Raw genomic sequence first — 23,491 nt, 5'->3', positions numbered from 1 at the left:
TAATATGCAGAAGTCTATGAGAAAAGCGATGGAAGGAGGATAACATGTCAAGAGATGATTATAATAATGATGTCAGTCGTATAAGACAGGGCAGTTATTTTGACATTAGTCTGTTTATAGCCATCGTGTTTCTTGTGGGATTTGGATTGTTAATGGTGTATAGTACAAGCTCATACAATGCTATGCGCAAGTATGGTGATCCTGGTTTTTATTTTAAAAAGCAGCTTGTTGCTTTTGGATTAGGATTTTTATGTATGGCTGTGACCATATTTATTGATTATCGAATATTAAAAAATTGGTATGGATTTATATTATTTGTTTCTTTAATTGTTATGGCAATGGTAAGAACATCAATTGGTTTAGATGTAAACGGTGCTAGAAGATGGATTAAGGTTGGTCCTATTAGTATTCAGCCATCGGAAATTGTAAAAATAGCAATTATAATTTCGCTTGCAACGATTTTATCAAGAAGTGCAAGAGCCCTTAATGATTTAGGTTCATATGCAGTTTTGTTAGGTATTATAGGTGCGATTTGTTTTTATGTTAAACAAATTTCTAATAACTTAAGTGCTGCTATTATTATTGCAGGTATAAGTTTCATAATGATTATGGTTGCAGCACCAAGTAAACCAACATTTCTTACTATTGGTGTAATTATAGTTGCTGGTGCTATACTTGTTGTTGTTTTATCATCAGGTACAAGTTTTAGAAGTGATAGATTTCAGGCTTGGCATAATCCGGAAAAATATTCACAATCTGGTGGATATCAGATTCTCCAGGGGTTATATGCCATTGGATCAGGTGGATTTTTTGGTAAAGGATTAGGTCATAGCGTTCAGAAGCAGGGATTTGTACCAGAACCTCAGAACGACATGGTTTTCACGATTATATGTGAAGAATTAGGTCTTTTTGGTGGAGCTGCAGTTATAGTATTGTTTATATTTATGTTGCATAGATTCTACATTATCGCAAGAAATGCAGATGATTTATTTGGCTCACTTCTTGTTATTGGAGTTATGGCGCATATAGCAATTCAGGTTATTCTTAATATTGCCGTTGCTACTAATACAATACCAAATACAGGTGTTACATTACCATTCTTAAGTTATGGTGGTACATCAGTTGTATTTCTTATGATTGAAATGGGTATGGTTTTATCTGTATCAAGAAAAATAAGAGTATTTAAGAGATAGGAGAATTAATTTGGGTAGAAGAAGAAAATGGGCTTTATTATCGTTGCTAGTAGTTATTCTTTTGGCTTTCTTCTGCATTAAAAAGTATTGTGTTATCAAGGAAATAGAAGTTGAGGGAAATAAAAGAGCAACTGCAGACGAGATTAAAGATTATATTTTTGATAAGTCTTATGATGTTAATACGTTAGTTTTTTGGATTAAGTCTAAATTTGAAAAGAAGAAAAGTATACCATTTGTTGCAACTTATGATATTGATATGATAAGTAGTACTAAGGTAAAAATAACGATTTATGAGAAGGATATCGTGGGGTACATGCAATACATGGGTTCTTATATATACTTTGACAAAGATGGAATAATCGTTGAAAGTTCATCAGAACTTATTGAGGATGTTCCACTTATTACAGGTCTTAACTTTGACAACTTTGTATTGAATGAGAAGCTCCCTGTTAATAATGAGGATGTATTTAACATGATATTGGATCTTACTCAGAACATACGAAAGTATAAGCTTTCTGTTGATAAGATTTATATATCTGAGGAGTTTGAAAGTACACTTTATATCGGAAATGTCAAGGTTTTGCTTGGTAGCTCTGACGATATTAATCAGAAGTTATCTGATTTGTCAGATATGTCTGATAAATTAGAGGGAAAGTCAGGGACTCTTGATATGAAGGAGGTTGACAGAGACGGCCAAGGGTATGCAATGAAGGTCAAGTAGGGATAAAAACTTTATGTTGATATTTTTTGAAAAAAATTATACAATATAACTATATATGATTTTTTAGGAGGACATTATGCTCGAAATAAAAACAAATGAAGCTGATATTGCAGCTAAGATTATTGTTGTCGGCGTAGGTGGTGCTGGTAACAATGCAGTAAATAGAATGATTGACGAGAATATAGCAGGCGTTGAATTTATAGGTATTAATACAGATATTCAGGCACTTAATAGATGTAAAGCACCAACAACTCTTCAGATTGGTGAAAAACTTACTAAGGGATTAGGTGCAGGTGCTAAGCCAGAAGTTGGCGAAGGCGCAGCTGAAGAAAGTGTTGAAGATATTGCATCACTCCTTGAAGGAGCTGACATGGTATTTGTTACATGCGGTATGGGTGGCGGAACTGGTACAGGTGCTGCTCCTGTAGTTGCAAAGATTTCTAAAGAAATGGGAATCCTTACAGTTGGTGTTGTAACTAAGCCATTTAGATTTGAAAATAAAAAGCGTATGGAGAATGCGCTTAAGGGTATTGATAGATTAAAAGATGCTGTTGATACACTTATTGTTATCCCTAACGACAAATTATTAGAAATTGTAGATAGAAGAACAACAATGCCTGAGGCACTTAAGAAAGCTGATGAAGTTTTACAGCAGTCTGTACAGGGTATTACAGATCTTATTAACGACACAGCTCTTATCAACCTCGACTTTGCAGATGTTAAGACAGTAATGACAGATAAGGGTATCGCTCATATCGGTATTGGTCATGCTACAGGTGATGAAAAGGCTAGTGAAGCTGTTCAGATGGCTATTTCAAGTCCATTACTTGAAACAACTATTGAAGGTGCATCACATGTTATTATCAATATCTCAGGTGATATTTCTCTTATGGAAGCTAATGAAGCAGCTAGCTTTGTTCAGGAACTTGCTGGCGACGATGCTAACATTATCTTCGGTGCTAGATATGATGATACATATCCAGATGAATGTACAATTACAGTTATGGCTACAGGACTTGATAGAGAGCAGGCAGCTCCACAGCAGGTTCAGACAGGTTTCCAGAGCTTTACAACAGCTAAGAAGCCGGCTGGATTCTCACAGCAGCCTATTCCACAGAGAGCAGCTAAACAGCCACAGCCACAGCATCATTCATCAAGACCATCATATTCACAGCCTACAACAAGGATGCCACAGCCACATCAGCAGGCTCCAATTAAACCTTCTATTGAAGAAACACAGATTAAAATTCCAGATTTCTTAAAGAAGAAATAAGAATATGATATATAATGACCTTATCCATAAGGATGAGGTCATTTTTTATGTGTAAATTTTGATATTAAATAAATTTTGATATTATAGTGAAAGAATTTCTTATTACATTGGGATGCTTTGACATTTGTTGTAATAGTAGTATAATAATAGATAGTAGTTAGCATATGCTAACGGAAAGATATATGATTAGGAGGAAATGATATGTTTAGTATTAAGAAAATTGCAGTATTTGCTGCAGGAACAGCATTTGGTTCGGCCGGATTTAAACTTTTAACAAGTAAGGATGCAAAGAAAGTGTATAGTCATTGTACAGCGGCCGCATTAAGAGTGAAAGATTTTACAGTTAAAACTGCAACAAATATTCAGGAAAATGCAGAGGATATTTTAGCAGAGGCAAAACAGATTAATAAAGATAGAGAAAGTTCTGATGAAAAGGTTTTTGATAATCTTAGTGAGTCAGAAGAGATTAATAATACAGTTAATTAATTCTAAATAAGGATGAGAATAATAAATGAAATTTAAGGTTAAACATGAAATTTGTGGAAGAAGCAGAATTCATGTTTTAGATAATGGCTTTACTTTTAAAGAAGCTGATATTTATGAATATGTGCTGCTTAAGATAAAAAACATCACTAAAGTTAAAATATATGAAGCAACTGGCGACATTACCTTTTATTATGATGGTAGAGCTGAGGATGTTTATAAAAGAGTTGCTTCAATATCAATAAAAGATGTTGAAATTCCTAAGGATATTGTTGAAAATTCTAGTAGGGAGCTGAGCGTAAACTATAAGGAAAAACTAATTGTTAAAATAACAAGAAGGTATTTAGGTAAGATATTTGTGCCATCGGTAATTAGATATGTTTATTCTTGTTTTAAAGCAGTCCCTTATGTTTTAAAAGGGATAAAATGTGTATTAAATAACAGAGTTGAAGTACCTCTTTTAGATGCTATTGCAATAACAATATCCTTATTTAGACGAGATTTTAAAACCGCGTCGCAAGTTATGTTCTTATTAGGTATTGGTGAACTTTTAGAAGAATGGACACATAAGAAATCGGTTAGTGATTTGGCAAAGACTATGTCTATAAATGTAAATGAAGTATGGCTTGTTACTGAAAAAACAGATGTACTGGTTTCAATTAATGATGTTAATATTGGCGATAAGATTAGAGTTCATATGGGCCATTTCATTCCTTTAGATGGTGAGGTTTTAGAAGGTGAAGGTGTGGTGAATCAAGCTTCCTTAACAGGAGAAAGCGAACCAGTTAGAAAGGGGTTAGGTTCATCTGTTTATGCTGGAACGGTGTTAGAAGAAGGTGATATTGTAATTCGTGTTACAAAGAATTGTGGTGCTACTCACTATGAAAAAGTAATCTCGATGATTGAAGAAACTGAGAAAATAAAGTCTAAAGCATCAAGTAGGGCTGAGCATTTAGCTGATAGACTTGTTCCTTATACTTTATTAGGTACTGGAATTACTTATCTATTAACTAGAAATATAACTAAAACCATGTCTGTGCTTATGGTTGATTTTTCTTGTGCTCTTAAACTCGCAATGCCAATTACAGTTTTAACAACAATAAAACAAGCTAGAGAGTGCAATATTGCAATAAAAGGTGGAAAGTTTATTGAGGAGATAAATGAAGCAACTACAATAGTATTTGATAAAACGGGAACACTAACTAAGGCATGTCCTAAAGTTAAGAAGGTAATAGCATACACGGATGAATATACGGAAGATGAACTACTTACAATTGCAGCTTGCCTAGAGGAACACTTTCCACACTCCATAGCAAATGCAGTTGTTGTAGCTGCAAAGGAGAAAAATCTTATTCACGAAGAAATGCACAGTAAGGTTGAATATATTGTAGCACATGGAATAGTATCTTCCATTGATGGTAAAAGGGTGGTTATTGGAAGTCATCATTTTGTTGTTGAAGATGAGAAGTGTAAGGTTGATGAAAAATATAGAGAAAAATATGATTTAAGACCTATGGAATATTCACATCTTTATATGGCAATAGATAATGTTTTAATTGCAATTATTTGTATTGAAGATCCTATTAGAAGCGAAGCTAAAGAGGTAATTAGTGAGCTAAGAAAAGTAGGCTTTAATAAAGTTGTAATGATGACTGGAGACAGTAGAAGAACAGCAGAAGTGGTTGCTAAATCAATAGGTGTTGACGAGTTTTATGCTGAAGTATTACCAGAAGAAAAAGCAGCATTTGTTACTAAGGAAAGAGAACTTGGAAATAAAGTTGCAATGGTTGGAGATGGCATAAATGATTCGCCTGCTTTATCCGCAGCAAATGTTGGAATTGCAATTAGTGACGGTTCTGCTATAGCAAGAGAAATAGCTGACATTACAATAATGTCTGATAGTCTCTACGAATTAATAACTTTAAAGAAAATAAGCAAGAAGATGCAGGATAGAATTGATTCTAATTATATAAAAATAATTGGAATTAATGGTGGCTTGATTGCTCTTGGAGTAACGGGAGTAATTGCTCCTACAACATCTGCTTTGGTACATAATGCATCAACAATATCTATTGGGTTAAATAGCATGACGGATTATGATATTAAATAAAAATCAAAAAATAACTTTAAAATAGGGGATGCTAATTTATGAATTATAACTTACTTGTTGGATTACTAATTCCATTTGCTGGAACAAGTTTAGGTTCGGCGATGGTATATCTTATGAAGAATGATTTTAAAAGAAATGTTCAAAGGGCTTTAATTGGATTTGCAAGTGGAGTTATGATTGCAGCATCCATATGGTCACTGTTAATTCCAGCCATGGATATGGTTGAATCTATGAATAGACTCGCATTTCTACCTGCATTTGCTGGATTTTGGAGTGGAATTATATTTTTACTTTTACTTGATAGTTTAGTTCCGCATTTGCACATGAATGCTGAAAAACAGGAAGGTATTCATAGTAGACTTAAACGTACGACGATGATGGTTCTTGCTGTTACTATTCATAATATACCTGAAGGAATGGCTGTAGGTGTTGTTTTTGCTGGACTACTGTCTAAGAATAGTAATATTACCCTTGGTGGTGCTTTTGCCTTATCTCTTGGTATTGCAATTCAGAATTTCCCTGAAGGAGCTATTATTTCAATGCCACTTCATTCTGAAGGTGAATCAAAATTTAAAGCTTTTATGTGGGGAACACTATCTGGTGCAGTTGAGCCAATTGCAGGTTTTGTAACTATTATTGCTGCTGGCGTACTAGTACCAACCATGCCATATTTATTAAGTTTTGCTGCGGGAGCTATGATGTATGTAGTAGTGGAAGAATTGATTCCTGAAATGTCTGAAGGTGAACATTCTAACATTGGTGTTATAATGTTTGCATTTGGCTTTACAGTTATGATGGCATTAGATGTTGCATTAGGATAGAGAAGTAAAAAAACTCAGGGTAACCTGAGTTTTTTTACGAAATCCTTTAAGATTGACAAATAATAAATTAATGAAAAATATAGTGACTTTTTACAAAAAATATGTTAAATTTAAGATATATTTATTATAAATGCACATAAAATAGTTAAAAAAGGAGTTAAATAGAGATGTTGTAACAGTGGAGGTATTGTTTGAATAGATATATGTTAAATATGGGGGATACATATATCTATGCTAGATGAGGAGGTGTAGTGTATGAAGAAAATCAAAAGATTTTTAGCTACGATGCTTACATTTGTGTTGGTTTTTGATATGTGTAAGGTTAGTGAGGTTAGTGCATTTGATAATAATGATAATTATACTGGGCTTGCAATAACAGGAGCTCAGTGGGCGGACAAAGGATATGCTAGTTTTGAGTCGAATAAAGAGTGGTATAGTAGGGAGTTTTGGGTTGACGTTCATAGAGATGAGGTTTTTTCACTTGCGAACTTTAATGAAGGTTTTGTAAATCCTCTTGCAGGTGATACACAGATAAAAATAATGGATGGTAATAACCATAATGTAACAGATGATGTGGAATGGTTTAAAGGTTATATACGTTATGATGATCAGGCACAACATGATGTATTAGTAGATAATGTAAGTGGTCTTTATACATTTAGATTTGATCATGTTGGTGATTACTTCATTAAAATTGGTGATGAAGAGAATGAATATGTTACCATACATGTAGAATTACCTGATGTTGCATTATATAAGGCCAATGAATTAAGTGAAGATAATCTTGTAGCAATTTCTGATATAAATTATTTTTATAATAATGGTGAAAAACTATATTTAATGTTTAAAAATGGATTTGCAGATAGAGAGATTAATCGCGAAGATTTAATAGATGCATATGTGCAATTTGGACCACAATTAAAAAAAGAGAAGATTGATTTAGTTGAAACGCAGTGTGAACCTATTGAAATTACTATTCCTGAAACATTGGTAGGAGAGTATAGAAGCGCAATAGTAGTTGTTTTAGAATATGTTGATGATAATCCAAATAATCCGGATAATATGAGACGCATGGAATATCATTTCCATTTTGATGGGGAGCAGGATGGATTGGTTGTTTCTGATGCTAATTGGGGACCTAATGGATTAGAAGCAAGAACAGAAAATCAGTATGAAAACTATGAAGATTTCATTAGAGACTATGGTAAAACTCAGGGTGCAGGATTAAAAGATATAAATCATAAATGTTTAGGTATTAAGAGTTATGATGAACTTCAGGATAAAGAAATTATTAATCTTTTAGGCGAAGAAGATATGGATAACATTTCTATTATGGATGAAGATGGAAATCTTGTTGATGGAGATGTTGTTTCATTTGCACCAGCTGTAGCTTCTAGATGGGATGAGGCTACTCAGCAGGATGTAGAATATTTCCCAGCAAATGTATTTGAATTTCATTTTAATACATGTGGAACTTTTATCATAAGATATGATAATGGAAAAATTAAATCTCAAGTAAAAATTGATGTTGGTATTCCAGAAGTTTCAACATATGTTAAAAAATCAGCGGAAGAAAGATATTGTGTGGGTAATCAGCCTTTATTTAATAACGATAGAAATACATTCTATGTTATAACTACAGGTTATATGGATGAATGGTTTGAAAGACAAATAAATATCACTGGTGTTGAAGCTAATAGTAATATTGATATGAATACTGTTAGTGTTGAAACAGATTATGATAATAATGTCGTTAAAGTAAGTATTAAAGAAGATTGTGATAGAGGCTTTGGATTAAGAGTATTTTATAATATTGTTGAAATTGAATATGATGGTGAAGGCAAAGAAGTTAATAGAAGAGAAGATTTTAGAGATCAGGAAGTATGGTTTAATTATGAAAATGGAGAGTTAACATATGATGAAGAGACAGCAGAAATTATCGATGCTGTTGATGCATTTGAGGATATGGTAAATAAATTACCAGAAGCAAAATATGTAACTCTTGATGATAAGGCAGATATACTTGCTGCAAATGAATATTTTGATGCTATGACAGAAGATCAAATGACAATTGTTGAAATCGCAGTAGTTGAAAAATTAACAGCAGTTAATGAAGCACTTGGTGATTTGCTTGATGAAGAAGCAGTTATAAATCAGAAAAAAGCAGATGCAGAGGTAGTAAATTCAGCTATCAATGCATTACCACCAAAGGACGCAATAAAGATTACTGATAAAGAAGCAGTTGAAGCTGCTAGAGCAGCATATGATGCATTAGACGCAGAGGTAAAGATATATGTTACGAAAGAAGCTTATGCTAAACTTGTTGAAGCAGAAGCAATGATAGAGAAGGCGCAGATAGATGAGATGCTTATAGCAGCAAATGCTGCTAATGGTAATCTCCAAGAACAAAAAAAGGCAGCAGAAGAAGCTAAAGCCAAATCAGATGCGCAAGTTACACAGCTACAGACCGAGAATTCAAAATTAGTAGCTGAAAACAAGAAGTATAAAGAAGAAGGAAGTGGTAAACAGGAAGTTAAGCCAGCAACTGTAAAAGTCTCGGATATTATTACAGATAAGGCTTCGAAGGCTAAGTACAAAGTATTATCAGTTGGAACGGATGATGCTATGGGAACAGTTGAGTTTGTGGAATCATTAAACACAAACAATACCAAGTATATAGTGCCTTCAACAATAACAAGTAAGGGTGTTACTTATGCAGTCACTAGAATAGGTGATGGTGCATTTAAGGACAATAAGAAATTAAAGAGTGTAGTTATTTCTGAAGGAATTACTTATATTGGTGTGGAAGCATTTGCTGGTTGTAAGAAACTTAAAAACATTACAGTTAATACAACTGTGCTTAAAAAAGTTGGGAAAAACGCACTTAAGGACGTTGCAAAGAAGTGCGTGATTAAGGTTCCAGGTACTAAGTTTAAGAAGTATAAAAAGGTTATAAAAAAGAAAGGTCAAGGAAAGAAAGTTAAAGTAAAAAAAATATAAAAAAATTAATGAATAGTTGAATAGAAAATTAAATAGTGGTATAATATAAATAACTAAAAAAGGTTTTTAAAATGAAAGTTGAATAAGATTTAAAAATTGAATATGGTTATTAAAAATTAAATGCAATTAGGAATTGCATAGTAGTATAAAAAACTACAAAAGAGAGAAACATAAAAGTAGGAAGAACAACGGTTCTTCCTACTTTTATATTTAGGGGATTTGTGTTATAATGGGGGCGAATTATAAGTAGTTTTAAGGTGTAGGGAGTTTGCATGAAAAAGACAATTTTAATTATTGAAGATGATGTTGAAATTAATGATATGTTAAAGGTTTTACTTAGAACTAATGGATATGAAACAATATGTGCATATTCAGGTACTGAAGGAATCTTGGCGTTTAATGATAATATAGATTTAGTTATTTTGGATTTGATGCTTCCAGGTAAAAGCGGGGATGAAGTGATTGGAGAATTAAAGAATAAGAAAAATGTTCCAATTATTATATCTAGTGCAATTGCAGATCCGGCTAAAAAAGTTGATTTGTTTTCACTTGGAGCTGATGATTATGTGACAAAACCATTTGATAACGATGAACTTTTAGCAAGAATTGCTGCTAGAATTAGTATGTATGATAAGATAAATTCTAATAGTTCAAATGAAGAAGCTTATGAAATATTAGAGTATAAAGATGTTGTTGTAAATAAGAGTTTAAGAGAGGCTAGTTGCAATGATGTTTTGATGAATTTATCAAAGATTGAATTTGATATTCTATGTTTGTTTTTGGAGAATAAATTAAGGACTTGTACTAAGGGGATGATTTATGACATAGTATGGGATTATGAGGGCAATGATGATGATAATGCCTTGAATGTTCATATAAGTAATATCAGAAAGAAATTAAAAAAGTGTAATCCTGATGCTGATTATATTGAGACTGTATGGGGAATTGGTTATCGTCTAAAGAAGTAGTATCGGAGTATAGATTGATTTTTATATTTTAATAGATTAAGCAAAATGATTATTAAGCGATTGAAAAATTAGATGTATGTACTGTACATTTTGTTTTTTTGATCGCTTAATTTGCTTGTATGATGCAGGTTTAGGATTTGATTATAAATTCTTAAGACTTTTTTAAGATTTAGATTAAGGGTTTATAAAGAAATGGTGGTTATGATTAGTACATAAGATAAAACAAAAGCAAAGGGCTCATGAAAAGAGGGAAGAGCATTTGCTTTGAAATAGGAGGATAAGATGAAAGAAGTAGCATTAAAAACAAAAGGGCTTACAAAAGAATATGGTAAGTTTAAGGCTCTTGATAATGTGGACATGACGGTTTTTCGTGGCGATATATATGGACTTATAGGAAGAAATGGAGCTGGTAAAACAACCATAATGAAAACCATAACAGGACTTACAAATCCAACAAGTGGTTTGTATGAAGTATTTGGTCAAGGAAAAGAAAATTCACAGAAGACTAAAAGAAGAGTCGGATGTTTGATTGAAAATCCTGCATTTTTTGGAAATTTAACAGGATGGCAGAATTTAAAATATTATTGCAAATTAAAAGGCATTGTTAGTGATGATAAAATTTTTGAATCTTTAAGACTTGTTGATTTAGAAGAAGCGAAGGATAAGAAGTTTAAGACTTATTCATTAGGTATGAAGCAGAGACTTGGCATCGCACTTGCAATTATGGATGATCCAGATTTTATAATTTTAGATGAGCCTATAAATGGTCTAGATCCTATTGGCATTAGTAAGCTTAGAGATACATTTAAAATGCTTAATAAAGAAAGAAACTTAACAATTATGATTTCTAGTCATATTTTATCTGAGTTATATGCTGTAGCAAATAGATTTATGTTTATTGATCATGGCAGTGTGATTAAAGAAATTACAAAAGAAGAACTTGATGATGAATGTAGCAGATGTCTTGTCGTTAAGGTTGATGATGTTAAAAAATCAGTTGGTATTCTTGAAAATAAATTAGGAATATCAAAGTATAAAGTTGTTGATAATGATTTGATTAGAATATATGAAGAAGACATTAATGCAGCAGTTATTAATAGGGAATTAGTTATAAATAATGTTGCTGTAAGTAGTGTTGGTGAATCAGGAGTAAGTTTAGAAGAATACTTTAAGGGATTAGTTAAGGAGGTTAGCAATGATTAAGAGTTTTAAAGCAGATTTATATAGATTATTAAGAAGTAAGGGATTATATATTTGTATGGCATTAACAATGTTAATTTATGCTCTTACAATTGGATTAAAGGCTGATGGCGGTATATCATTTGGTATGATGCCACCAATTGATGGTTTAGAAGCAAAAATGAAATCCGTGAAACTTGATGTGTTACAGCTTCGCATGAATTTTAATTATTATTTTCTTTTGATTATGCCAGTGTTTATGATTATAATCCCTGAGTTTTCAGAAGGTACATTTAAAAATTCAATTACATCTGTGTGTAATAAAAAGAATTTCTTTATTAGAAAATTTATATTTGCTGAAGTAGTTAGTATGATAATATTTATCGTTGGTAATGTTGGTTTCTATGTCGTGAATAGATTAATTAATGGTTCAAAGTATTCATCATCAGTAGGTGATTATATGGAAAAGTTTGTTATGGAAATTCCAATTTTCGTTGCAGTAATTGCATTCTTCGTTTTCTTGGCATTTTTATTAAAAAAAGCAAGTTTATTTAACTCTGTAACAATTGCTTTGCCATTAGTAATAAATGTTGTTGCAGGTTTGTTATGTGTGGTTGATGGGTTAGAAAAAACTGTTCTTAAGGCGTATAATTATGAAGTTAGTACAATGCTTAATATCTTCGTTTTCGAAACAGAAGGAAAGGCATTTTTCCCTAGATGCTTAGTAGGAGCAATTATTATTACAATAGTTTTATTTTTATTAGGTTTAAGTATGTTTGATAAAAGAGAGTTGGCTTAATGTAAATATACAAGCGCTAGATATTAATTCTGGCGCTTGTTTTTGATTTTGGCTTTATATGATATAATACGTAATGAAGTATAAAAAATGTTTAAATAATAGGTGTACTTTAGTGCATTTATGCGAGGATATTATATGATTATAGTTATAATTATTTTGATAATAATCTGTTTGCTGTTGGTATTTGCTAATCTGAAAGCAAAAAAGTCGCAAGAGAGTATGGCTGAACAGATAAAATATATAAACAGCACTGAAACCAATCAACTTTTACATAGTGAGTATGGAGGAGTTTCAGAAAATCTTATTAATGAGATTAATGAAGTGCTAAAAGAAAAGAGAAGTGATAGTATATATTACCAAAGAAAGAGTCATACCATTGATCAGATGATAACAAATATTTCACATGACATTAGAACGCCTCTAACATCAGCAATGGGGTATATTAATCTTGTTAGAAATTCTGATTTAGATGAAAAGGAAAAAGAAAGAGAACTTGAAGTTATTGAGAAAAGATTGCATAGAATGGAAGAATTGATTGAGCAATTCTTCGAGTTTTCAAAGGTTATTTCAAAAGATGAAGAAATAAAAAAAGAAGATTTAAATCTTATTGGAGTTTTAGAAGAGGCAATTGCACATTATTTTGATGATTTTGAAGCTAAAAATCGAATGATTAGTTTGAAATATGATAGTAGAAAACTGGTTGTTCATAGTAATAGAGGTATGCTTCTAAGGATTTTTGATAATGTAATAAGTAACGCACTAAAACATGGTGAAGGTGAGTTAGAAGTTGATGTTAAAAGTGAAGATGGTAAAAACGTAATAACATTTTCAAATATTTCTAAAGATGATAAACTTGATGTTACTCAGATTTTTGATGAGTTTTATACTACAGATATTTCAAGAACAAAAGGGAGTACTGGATTGGGGCTAGCTATTGTAAAGCAATTTACCAATCTTCTTGGAGGAGGAATAGATGCTAATAAGGAAGGGGACAAATTTGAAATTATTATTTCTTTAAGAGGATAGGAAAGGAGAGCATTTAAAAGTTTAAATGCAAAAAAGTATGGAAATAATTAGTAAAAATGATGAAAAGAAGTTTCATTTGCTGTATATATGGGCAATAATCGAGGCAGTTCTGATTTATTCGCATATTTTTATACTTTCGGTATTGGATGAATGGAACATAGCTAAACTGCTAAGGATGGCAATTGTGTTTTTGCCAATTGTACTTTTGATTATTAATTTGATTATTGTATTAATAAGTTATAAGAAGTTAGATAGGACAGTATTTTTAGGGTGCTCAGTTTTAATTAAATATATATTAATTCCGTTTTATATTATTGGAGCTGCTATAATTTGCATATGTTTATTGTTTATGTTCTCTCCAGTTATAATTATGGCATTTGTAGCACCGGTTGTTACAGTTACTTTTACTGTTTATGGTTGGTGTGTAATAGTCGCTATGGCACCATTTTCGATAGCATATTTATTAAAGGCGAAAAAGGATGGAGTCCTACCTAAAATTATAACTAAAATAGCTATAGTTACACAGTTTTTGTTTTGTATAGATGTTGTTACAATTATGATACTTGCTATACTTAGAGAGCGTAAGTGGGTTAAATTAACAATCTTTTTGTTATCATTGTTAAGTCTTTGCGCTATGGGTATTGGATGTTTTATAGCTATTAATATAATAAAAGCATTTGTTTAATTAGTTGATTGCTATATAATAATTATATAACAATGTAGTTTGCGTTAGTATCAAATTACTACTAACAAAGAGTTCTGTAGTATTTGCCAGGGGGATTTTTATGGGAAAAAAAGATAAACAAGTTATTGCGATTATGTATGATTTTGATAAGACTTTATGTACTAAAAATATGCAAGAGTATTCGTTTATACCAAATGTTGGATTAAAACCTTCTGATTTTTGGGAAATGTCAGAAAAACTATCAAAGAAAGAAAAGATGGATGGTGTTCTTGCATATATGAGACTTATGATTACAGAAGCAATGAAACATGATATAAGCATTCATCGAGAAGATTTTGTTAAACTTGGAAGTTCGCTTAAATTTTATAATGGCGTTACAGAGTGGTTTGACAGGATAAACAAGTATGGACAAGAAAAAGGTGTTATTGTAGAACACTATATTATTTCATCAGGTTTGTATGAAATCATCGAGGGCTCTAGTATATTCTCGAAATTTAAAGATGTATTTGCTTGTGAGTTTTTGTATGATGTAAATGGGGTTGCATGTTGGCCTAAGAATGTGGTAAACTATACCACGAAAACACAGTTTTTGTTTAGAATTAATAAGGGTGTAACGGATCTAAGTGATGATAAAACACTTAATGAATATACACCTGAAAATAATAGAAGAGTACCATTTAGAAACATGATATATATTGCGGATGGTTTAACTGATGTTCCATGTATGAGATTGGTAAAATCAAATGGTGGTTTTTCAATTGCGGTTTATCAATCAAACAAGAATAGCAAGGAAATATCAAAGAAGCTTATGGTTGATGACAGAGTTAATTTTGCGGTACCAGCTAACTACACAGAAGGTGAAAAACTGGATGTGTTGATTAAGGATATTATTGACCAGATGGTAATAAATGAAAAACTTATTAATTTAAATGAAAAACAAAAAAGTAAGTTATAGATTGATTTATGTTGATGTCTAGGTAGAGATGGTTTAATAAAATAAAAAGGAGGTAGCATGGTTTATCCGTGCAACTAGAATATGGGAATTCAGAGTATTGATGCAGAAGATGATCAGTTTGCATATCGTTATGATACACAGCTTTTAATTGATCGCAGAGATGAAGATTTAGATGAAGATGAAATCGCAGATTACATTACAGAGCATTTTGAAGGTAATAGTTTGATTGCTGCAGGAGATGAAGATCTTGTTAAAATTCATTTTCATACAAATGAGCCCTGGAAAGTTTTAGAGTATTGTAATTCTATTGGTGAGATTTATGACATCGTTGTAGAAGATATGATTAGACAGGCAGCAGGTCTTCAGGGATAATTTTTTGAAAATTACAAAATAAAAATGCATAATAAAACACGCATTTTAGCGACTTTTAGCCGTGTTAAAAAACTTTTTTAAAATATTTGTAAAAAGTTGTTGACAAGTGAGCACACCTATTATATAATACTTCTTGCGTTGTGAAAAACGACGCCGTATTAAATATAATACGGGGTGTGGCTCAGCTTGGCTAGAGCGCTTGATTTGGGATCAAGAGGTCGCAGGTTCGAATCCTGTCACCCCGATGCTTTATGCGGGTGTAGTTCAATGGTAGAACACCAGCCTTCCAAGCTGGATACGTGGGTTCGATTCCCATCACCCGCTTTTGTATGCCAATTATGGCATGTGTGTTCGTAGCTCAGCTGGATAGAGCAACGGCCTTCTAAGCCGTGGGTCGGGGGTTCGAATCCCTTCGAGCACGTTTACATCAGTGATAATAATTATCACGGGTAATCGGTTTTCAATAAAATCAATTACGATGGTTACCCAAGCTAACATGGTGGGTATAGCGCAGTTGGTTAGCGCGCCAGATTGTGGCTCTGGAGGCCGAGGGTTCGAATCCCTCTATCCACCTTCAGTAATTTAACTGACCATTGGGCTATCGCCAAGCGGTAAGGCACAGGACTTTGACTCCTGCATTCGCTGGTTCGAATCCAGTTAGCCCAGTTTCCAATTTAAAAGTATGGGGCATTAGCTCAGGTGGTAGAGCACTTGACTTTTAATCAAGTTGTCCGGGGTTCGAGTCCCCGATGCCTCACTTATGTAACAATTTCATTTGAGGTTGTTACATTTTTTATTTGTGATTAGACACATGCGGATGTGGCGGAACTGGCAGACGCGCTAGATTTAGGTTCTAGTGGGAGACCGTGCAGGTTCGATTCCTGTCATCCGCATTTAAGTCTATTGAGAAAAAACAGCGGGCTTCTTGCTTGCTGTTTTTTTAATAATAGTTCGATAATAGGTTGAAATTTTCTGCATTTTTATTTAAAATAAAAGTAGGTATGTATGCCTATTGATAGGAAATAATATAGGGTAATATAATATATAAAGAATAAAAGAAAGTAGATGGGAAAAAGATGAGCTTGAGAGAAAAATTGGTTGAATTAAATACAAGATGTTTGTTAATTATTATTTCAATTATTTGTTTGATTTTGTTTATTGTTTTTTATATTACTTCTTGTGGTAGTACGGAGAATCTTGAAGCTGGAGCTATTTTGGATAATGCTAAGCTTGCAGTTTCTGATATAAAATCTGCAAAAATTCATATGGGAATTACATATGATTTGGTTACATCAGTTGATGATGAAGAAAAAAATATTATTGAACATATGGATTGTAATATTGAGACAACAAGTAATCCTGTAATTACTCACATGAAGGGTATTGATAAATTAGATTTTGATGGTGAAGAAAGTCAAAATGAAGTAGAAGTATATTCTATGGAAAATGCTGATAATAATATAGTATATTCAAGAAATACTCCACTTAAAGAAGATGATGAATCAAAACAGGAATGGTATAAAAATGTTTCTGCGGCTAATGGCGGACAGCTTAAGGCACAGATGTCTTTAGTTTCAACATTTTCAAATAACCGTGAAAAGTTTAGAGTTAAGAAGATGGAGAAAGTTGGCAAGATTAGATGTACTAAAGTTAGCGGAATCCTTTCTAGTGATCTTTTAAATGAAGCTCTAAAAGGTATGGGTAATGAAGATGTGAACAGTATTATTTCCGTAGCAAATGCTGATAAGGAAGAACCAGTAGATATCGAAATTACAGCATGGTTTAGCAAGAAGAGCAGCAGACCGGTAAGAATTACTATGGATTTATCAAAACTTATGGAGAAGATGCTTATTAGCGAGAGTGCTGATAATAGTTCTACATACAAGGTAAATAAATATATTATTGATATACGATATAGTAAATTCAATAAAGTTGGTATCATTTCTGTACCAGATGAAGTTATAGAAAGTGCTGTGGAGAACATTGAAAAGACTCCATCAAACGAAGCTATGAAAAAGTATTTGGAGAATATTGATCTTAAGTCAATTGGTCTTGATGTAGAAGATATGGACAATTGGACTGATGAAGATTGGCAGGATGCAAAAGATGCACTTTATGATTTTTATGGTATCACTGATAGTAGTGAAGAATAAGATGTTTATGTAACATATGTACAAAATAATAATTAAAATAAATACTTGCTTTTAGTCGACATAATAACAAATATATGATATAATTGTTTATTGCCGTAGACCATAAGGCGAGGGCATAAATGCCGTATTTAAAATCAAGGAGGATATTACCGATGAGTTTCACAGTTGAAACATTAGAAAACAATACCGCAAAATTTACTATTACAGTAGATGCAGCTAAATTTGAGGATGCTATTAAAAAAGCATATGAAAAGAAGAAGGGCGAATTTAGCGTACCAGGATTTAGAAAAGGAAAAGTTCCACAGAACATGGTTGAAAAGATGTATGGCGCTGGGGTTTTCTATGAGGAGGCTGCAAACATTTGTATGCCAGAGGCTTATGATGAGGCTGCTACTGAAAGTGGATTAGAAATTGTTTCTCGTCCAGAAGTAGATGTTACACAGATTGAGAAAGGTAAAGATTTTATCTTTACTGCAACAGTTGCATTAAAACCAGAAGTTGAACTTGGTGAATATAAGGGCGTTGAAGTTGAAACATCACCTGTTGAAGTTACAGATGAAGATATTGAAGCTGAAATTAATAAAGTTAGAGAACAGAATTCAAGAATCGTTCCTGTAGAAGATAGAGCAATTGAAGATGGTGATATTGCTAATATTAACTTCGAAGGATTCATCGATGGAGTTGCATTTGATGGTGGTAAGGGTGAAGATTATGCACTTACAATTGGATCACATTCATTCATCGATACATTTGAAGAACAGCTTATTGGAAAGAATGTAGGAGATAAAGTTGATGTTAACGTTACATTCCCAGAGCAGTATCAGGCAGCTGAACTTGCTGGTAAGCCAGCTACATTTAAAGTTGAAATTTTAAGTATCAAGAAGAAAGAACTTCCAGAAGTTGATGAAGACTTCGTTCAGGATATTTCAGAATTTGATACAGTTGATGAATATAAGGAAGACGTTAAGAAGACAATCACAGAGCGTAAGGAAAACGCTGCTAAGGTTGAAAAGGAAAACAAGATTATCGAAAAGATTATCGAAGATTCTAAGATGGAAATTCCAGATGCTATGGTTGATGAACAGGCTCGTATGATGGTTAACGAGATGGCTCAGAACATGCAGGCACAGGGATTCACAATTCAGCAGTATATGCAGATGACAGGCCTTACAGCTGAAACAATGGCTGAACAGATGAAGCCACAGGCTCTTAAGAGAATTCAGTCAAGACTTGTTCTTGAAGCAATTGCTGCAGCTGAAAAGATTGAAATTTCAGATGAAAATGTTGATGAACAGTTACAGAAGATGGCTGAAAACTATCAGATGGAATTTGAAACACTTAAAGGTTATATGGGTGAAAACGAAATCAAACAGATGAAGTCTGATTTGGCTGTTCAGAAGGCTGTAGATTTAATCGTTGAACAGGCAAAATAAATAACTAGAAGAACGGGGGAATTAAAATGAGTTTAATACCTTATGTCATAGAACAGACAAGCAGAGGAGAGAGATCATATGATATCTATTCAAGACTGCTTAAAGAAAGAATTATCTTTCTTGATGGAGAGGTTAATGATGCTTCAGCAAGCGTAATAGTTGCACAGCTTCTTTTCCTCGAATCAGAAGATCCTTCAAAGGACATTCATTTATATATTAATAGTCCAGGAGGATCAGTTACTGCAGGTATGGCTATTTATGATACAATGAATTACATAAAGTGTGATGTATCAACAATCTGTGTTGGTATGGCAGCTAGTATGGGTGCATTTTTATTATCTGGTGGTGCTAAAGGAAAGAGAATGGCTCTTCCTAATGCTGAAATTATGATTCATCAGCCACTTGGTGGAGCACAGGGCCAGGCTACAGAAATTCAGATTGCTGCAGAACATATTTTAAAGACAAAGAAAAAGTTAAATGAGATTCTAGCTTCTAATACTGGTAAGCCATTAGAAGTTATCGAAAAAGATACTGATAGAGATAATTTCATGGATGCAGCAGAAGCAGCAGAATATGGTCTTATTGATAAGGTTATAATTGAAAGATAATATTATTTTAAGGGGTACTTTTCGTACCCCTTAAAGTGCTATATAAGAAGGAAGGAAAATATGGCTAATAAAAGAGGAAATGACTATGTTTCATACTCATGCTCATTCTGTGGAAAGACACAGAGTCAGGTAAGAAAGCTTATCGCTGGACCTGGTAATCTGTACATTTGTGATGAATGTGTTGAGTTATGTGCAGAGATTATTGAAGAAGAGTTTGAAGATGCTAAATTCGATGAGAAGGAAGATTACAAACCAGATTTATCAAGAAAGCCAAAGGAGATAAAAGCATTTCTTGATGAATATGTTATTGGACAGGAAGATGCTAAAAGAGCATTAGCTGTTGCTGTATATAATCATTATAAGAGAATTAACAGAGCATCAGAGGTTGATGTTGAATTACAAAAGTCAAATATCTTAATGCTTGGACCTACAGGTTCAGGTAAGACATTTTTAGCTGAAACACTTGCACGTATGCTTAATGTACCATTTGCTATTGCAGATGCTACAACACTTACGGAAGCAGGTTACGTTGGTGAAGATGTTGAGAATATTTTACTTAAGCTTATTCAGGCAGCTGATGGTGATATTGAAAAAGCAGAATACGGTATAGTTTATATCGATGAAATAGATAAGATTACAAAGAAATCAGAGAATGTTTCAATTACAAGAGATGTTTCAGGTGAAGGCGTTCAGCAGGCACTTCTAAAAATCTTAGAAGGTACTGTTGCTTCAGTGCCACCTCAGGGTGGAAGAAAGCATCCACAGCAAGAGATGTATCATATTGATACTACTAATATCTTGTTTATTTGTGGTGGAGCATTTGCTGGACTTGAAAAGATTATTGAGACACGTCAGGACCAGAAGTCAATTGGTTTCCTTGCAGATATTAACGAAAGCAAGGACGGACTTAATACTGACAGATTTAAGGATGTTCAGCCAGAGGATTTGGTTAAATTTGGTATTATTCCTGAATTTGTTGGTCGTGTACCTGTAGTAGTTTCACTTGACAGCCTTGACGAGGAAGCACTTGTAAGAATCTTAGTTGAGCCTAAGAATGCGATTGTTAAACAGTATCAGGCATTGTTCAAACTTGAAGATGTTGAACTTGATTTTACTGATGAAGCATTAAGAGCAATTGCTAAGAAGGCACTTGAGAGAAAGACTGGTGCTAGAGGTCTTAGATCTATTTTAGAGGAAACTATGATGGAAATTATGTATGAAGTTCCATCTAATGATCAGATTAGTCGTTGTGTAATCACAAAGGAAACAGTTACAGAAGGTAAGGAGCCTGAACTTGAACTTGATTTAGAAGCTAAAATTAAGGATGTTACAAAGAAGAAGCGTACTAAGAATACTGCTTCTTAAGACAGGAGCTGTCTAGGGGGATTGTATGGAAGATAAGAGAGAAATTGTAGGTACTGCGGTTCTTAATAATACTACACTTTTACCAGGAATGCTTGTTCATTTTGATATTAGTGATAATAAATCAGTTAAGGCTGCGGAGAATGCCATGATGAAAAATGTAGATCTTTTCATTGTGACTTTAAAAAATCAGGTTGATGATACTCCTGAGTTTGATGATTTGTATAAAGTAGGTGTATTAGCTAAAGTTAAGCAGGTTATTAAAATGCCTAATAAGATGACAAGAGTTTTAGTTGAGGTTAAACTTCGTGCTGAACTTCTTGAAATCATTTTAGATGATCCATTTATCAGGGCAGAAGTATGTGAACTTGCAGATGTTTCGAATAATGTTGATTCTGTGGTTTTAGAAGCAATGAAGAGGCTTATTAAGGAACTTATAGCAGATTATGCCAAGGTTAATGAAAAGATTACACAGGAGACAGTTAAAAGCCTTGTAGATACTAATGATTTATCACAATTATTACTTCAGACAGCAATTAATCTTCCGATTAATTACGCTGTAAAGCAGGAATTCCTTGAAGCTGAGGATATTTCAACACAGTATGAGGTTATTAATAAAACTCTTTCAAATGAAATTCAGGTTATTACTATTAAGAATCAGTTTCAGGAGAGAGTTAAGAAACAGATTGATGACAATCAGAGAGAGTATGTTCTTCGTGAGCAGATGAAACTTATAAGAGAAGAACTTGGCGAAACTGATGTTGTTTCTGATGCGGATGCATTTGCTGAGGAAGTAAGTAAGCTTAAAGCAAGTGATGAAGTTAAGGAAAGAATTAACAAGGAAATTAACAGATTTAGAACTCAGTCTAATAACCCTTCAGAAGCGAGCGTTATTAGAAGTTATATAGAAACTTTACTTGAACTTCCATGGGATAAGACATCAAAGGATAGTATTGATCTTACAAATACTAAGAAGGTACTTGATAGTAATCATTATGGTCTTGAAAAAGTAAAGGAAAGAATTATGGAATACCTTGCTGTTAGAGCACTTCAGCCAGAGGGCGGTTATAGTCCAATCCTTTGTCTTATTGGTCCTCCAGGTACAGGTAAAACTTCCATAGCTAAGTCTGTTGCGGAGGCTCTTGATAAGGAGTATGTACGTATCAGTCTTGGTGGTGTTAGAGATGAAGCTGAAATTAGAGGTCATAGAAAGACATATGTTGGTGCCATGCCAGGTCGTATTGCAAATGGTTTAAGACAGGCGGGCTTTAAGAATCCACTTATGCTTCTTGATGAAATTGATAAGTTAGGTGGTGATTATAAGGGAGATCCATCTGCTGCACTGCTTGAGGTTTTAGACCCTGAGCAGAACTCTAAGTTCAGAGATCATTATATAGAGATTCCAATTGATTTATCTGCAGTTTTATTCATTGCAACTGCTAATGATGTAAGAACCATTCCAAGACCACTTCTTGACAGAATGGAAATTATTGATGTTAATAGTTATACTGCTAATGAAAAAGATCATATTGCTAAAGAGCATTTGATTGAAAAGCAGAAGAAGATTAATGGAATTAAATCAGAGCAGCTATTTATTGATGATGATGCTATTAAGAAAATTATAGTTCATTATACAAGAGAATCAGGTGTTCGTACGCTTGAGCGTAAGATTGCACAGATTTGTAGAAAGGCTGCAAGAGAGATTGTAGAGAATCATAAAGAAAGTGTTGAAGTAACTACTGATAATTTAACTAAGTACTTAGGTAATGAAATTTATGATATTGATCCGGCTAATTTAACTGATGAGATTGGTATTGTAAGAGGTCTTGCCTGGACATCAGTTGGTGGTGAGACTCTTCAGATTGAAGTTAATGTTATGCCTGGCAAAGGTAACATTATGTTAACTGGTAAGCTTGGAGATGTAATGAAGGAATCAGCAACTACGGGCTTAAGTTTTATTAGAAGTATCTCAGAAAGATATGATATTCCTGAGGATTACTTTGAAAAACACGATATACATATTCATATTCCAGAAGGTGCTGTTCCTAAGGATGGTCCATCAGCTGGTATTACTATGGCAACAGCCATGATTTCAGCTATTACAGGTAAGCTTGTTAGAGCTAATATCGCCATGACTGGTGAAATAACTCTTAGAGGTAGAGTTCTTCCAATTGGTGGATTGAAGGAAAAACTTCTTGCTGCTAAGGTCGCAGGAATTACAAAGGTATTGGTACCTTATAAGAACAAAACAGATGTTTCTGAGATTTCTAGGGAAATAACAGGAGGTCTTGAAATTGTTTATGTTCATAATATGGATGAAGTATTAAATAATGCGTTAATAGAGGATTGA

Annotated in this window: 19 protein-coding genes and 7 tRNA genes; all 26 read left to right on the top strand. The window is 33.2% G+C overall.

Annotated elements, in window-relative coordinates:
* Positions 1–44 precede the first annotated feature (44 nt).
* The 26 genes from B5D16_RS08165 to lon all read left to right on the top strand — a co-directional run bounded on the left by B5D16_RS08165 (position 45) and on the right by lon (position 23,491).
* Positions 45–1,193, top strand: coding sequence for an FtsW/RodA/SpoVE family cell cycle protein (locus tag B5D16_RS08165; RefSeq protein ID WP_078766491.1), 1,149 nt, complete (start codon positions 45–47; stop codon positions 1,191–1,193).
* Between the two features lie 10 nt (positions 1,194–1,203).
* Positions 1,204–1,914, top strand: coding sequence for a cell division protein FtsQ/DivIB (locus B5D16_RS08160; protein ID WP_078766490.1), 711 nt, complete (start codon positions 1,204–1,206; stop codon positions 1,912–1,914).
* Positions 1,915–1,990: 76 nt separating this feature from the next.
* Positions 1,991–3,187: a cell division protein FtsZ gene (gene ftsZ, locus B5D16_RS08155; protein WP_078766489.1), complete on the top strand. Its 1,197-nt coding sequence runs from the start codon at positions 1,991–1,993 to the stop codon at positions 3,185–3,187.
* A gap of 201 nt (positions 3,188–3,388) precedes the next feature.
* Positions 3,389–3,673, top strand: coding sequence for a DUF6110 family protein (locus B5D16_RS08150; RefSeq protein WP_078766488.1), 285 nt, complete (start codon positions 3,389–3,391; stop codon positions 3,671–3,673).
* A 25-nt stretch (positions 3,674–3,698) separates the two neighbouring features.
* Positions 3,699–5,780 (top strand): heavy metal translocating P-type ATPase, encoded by a 2,082-nt coding sequence (locus B5D16_RS08145; protein WP_078766487.1) that lies wholly within the window; start codon positions 3,699–3,701, stop codon positions 5,778–5,780.
* A gap of 38 nt (positions 5,781–5,818) precedes the next feature.
* Entirely contained in the window at positions 5,819–6,601 is a 783-nt protein-coding gene (locus tag B5D16_RS08140) for a ZIP family metal transporter (RefSeq protein ID WP_078766486.1), read from the top strand.
* A 255-nt stretch (positions 6,602–6,856) separates the two neighbouring features.
* Positions 6,857–9,601: a leucine-rich repeat protein gene (locus B5D16_RS08135; protein ID WP_078766485.1), complete on the top strand. Its 2,745-nt coding sequence runs from the start codon at positions 6,857–6,859 to the stop codon at positions 9,599–9,601.
* Between the two features lie 272 nt (positions 9,602–9,873).
* Positions 9,874–10,569, top strand: a complete 696-nt coding sequence (locus B5D16_RS08130; RefSeq protein ID WP_078766484.1) for a response regulator transcription factor — start codon at positions 9,874–9,876, stop codon at positions 10,567–10,569.
* Positions 10,570–10,851: 282 nt separating this feature from the next.
* On the top strand, positions 10,852–11,772 hold the full coding sequence (locus B5D16_RS08125; RefSeq protein WP_078766483.1) for an ABC transporter ATP-binding protein: 921 nt from the start codon (positions 10,852–10,854) through the stop codon (positions 11,770–11,772).
* Positions 11,765–12,547 (top strand): hypothetical protein, encoded by a 783-nt coding sequence (locus B5D16_RS08120; RefSeq protein ID WP_078766482.1) that lies wholly within the window; start codon positions 11,765–11,767, stop codon positions 12,545–12,547. The genes B5D16_RS08125 and B5D16_RS08120 overlap by 8 nt, the downstream gene beginning before the upstream one ends.
* Before the next feature lie 135 nt (positions 12,548–12,682).
* A complete protein-coding gene (locus B5D16_RS08115) occupies positions 12,683–13,573 on the top strand; it encodes a sensor histidine kinase (RefSeq protein ID WP_159444342.1) in 891 nt (296 codons plus the stop codon).
* Positions 13,574–13,610: 37 nt separating this feature from the next.
* Entirely contained in the window at positions 13,611–14,258 is a 648-nt protein-coding gene (locus B5D16_RS08110) for a DUF6652 family protein (protein WP_143405084.1), read from the top strand.
* Between the two features lie 100 nt (positions 14,259–14,358).
* Complete coding sequence (locus tag B5D16_RS08105) at positions 14,359–15,213, top strand: HAD family hydrolase (RefSeq protein ID WP_078766479.1); 855 nt, start codon at positions 14,359–14,361, stop codon at positions 15,211–15,213.
* Positions 15,214–15,294: 81 nt separating this feature from the next.
* On the top strand, positions 15,295–15,585 hold the full coding sequence (locus B5D16_RS08100) for a hypothetical protein (RefSeq protein WP_078766478.1): 291 nt from the start codon (positions 15,295–15,297) through the stop codon (positions 15,583–15,585).
* Between the two features lie 170 nt (positions 15,586–15,755).
* Positions 15,756–15,830, top strand: a tRNA-Pro gene (locus B5D16_RS08095).
* 8 nt (positions 15,831–15,838) lie between these two features.
* Positions 15,839–15,909: transfer RNA gene (locus B5D16_RS08090), tRNA-Gly, on the top strand.
* 23 nt (positions 15,910–15,932) lie between these two features.
* Positions 15,933–16,006: transfer RNA gene (locus B5D16_RS08085), tRNA-Arg, on the top strand.
* A 78-nt stretch (positions 16,007–16,084) separates the two neighbouring features.
* Positions 16,085–16,158, top strand: a tRNA-His gene (locus B5D16_RS08080).
* Positions 16,159–16,179: 21 nt separating this feature from the next.
* Positions 16,180–16,251, top strand: a tRNA-Gln gene (locus B5D16_RS08075).
* Between the two features lie 18 nt (positions 16,252–16,269).
* Positions 16,270–16,342: transfer RNA gene (locus B5D16_RS08070), tRNA-Lys, on the top strand.
* A 56-nt stretch (positions 16,343–16,398) separates the two neighbouring features.
* Positions 16,399–16,478, top strand: a tRNA-Leu gene (locus B5D16_RS08065).
* A gap of 183 nt (positions 16,479–16,661) precedes the next feature.
* Positions 16,662–17,738, top strand: a complete 1,077-nt coding sequence (locus B5D16_RS08060) for a DUF6612 family protein (RefSeq protein WP_078766477.1) — start codon at positions 16,662–16,664, stop codon at positions 17,736–17,738.
* Positions 17,739–17,890: 152 nt separating this feature from the next.
* Complete coding sequence (gene tig, locus B5D16_RS08055) at positions 17,891–19,171, top strand: trigger factor (RefSeq protein WP_078766476.1); 1,281 nt, start codon at positions 17,891–17,893, stop codon at positions 19,169–19,171.
* 26 nt (positions 19,172–19,197) lie between these two features.
* Positions 19,198–19,779, top strand: a complete 582-nt coding sequence (gene clpP, locus B5D16_RS08050) for an ATP-dependent Clp endopeptidase proteolytic subunit ClpP (protein WP_078766475.1) — start codon at positions 19,198–19,200, stop codon at positions 19,777–19,779.
* 60 nt (positions 19,780–19,839) lie between these two features.
* Positions 19,840–21,144 (top strand): ATP-dependent Clp protease ATP-binding subunit ClpX, encoded by a 1,305-nt coding sequence (gene clpX, locus B5D16_RS08045; protein WP_078766474.1) that lies wholly within the window; start codon positions 19,840–19,842, stop codon positions 21,142–21,144.
* Between the two features lie 25 nt (positions 21,145–21,169).
* Entirely contained in the window at positions 21,170–23,491 is a 2,322-nt protein-coding gene (lon, locus tag B5D16_RS08040; protein WP_078766473.1) for an endopeptidase La, read from the top strand.

Origin of the sequence: Eubacterium uniforme (assembly GCF_900167115.1) — a bacterium.
Taxonomy (GTDB): domain Bacteria; phylum Bacillota; class Clostridia; order Lachnospirales; family Lachnospiraceae; genus Eubacterium_S; species Eubacterium_S uniforme.
The sequence above is the reverse complement of the archived record's forward strand: the minus strand, read 5'-3'. Positions and strand labels throughout refer to the sequence as shown.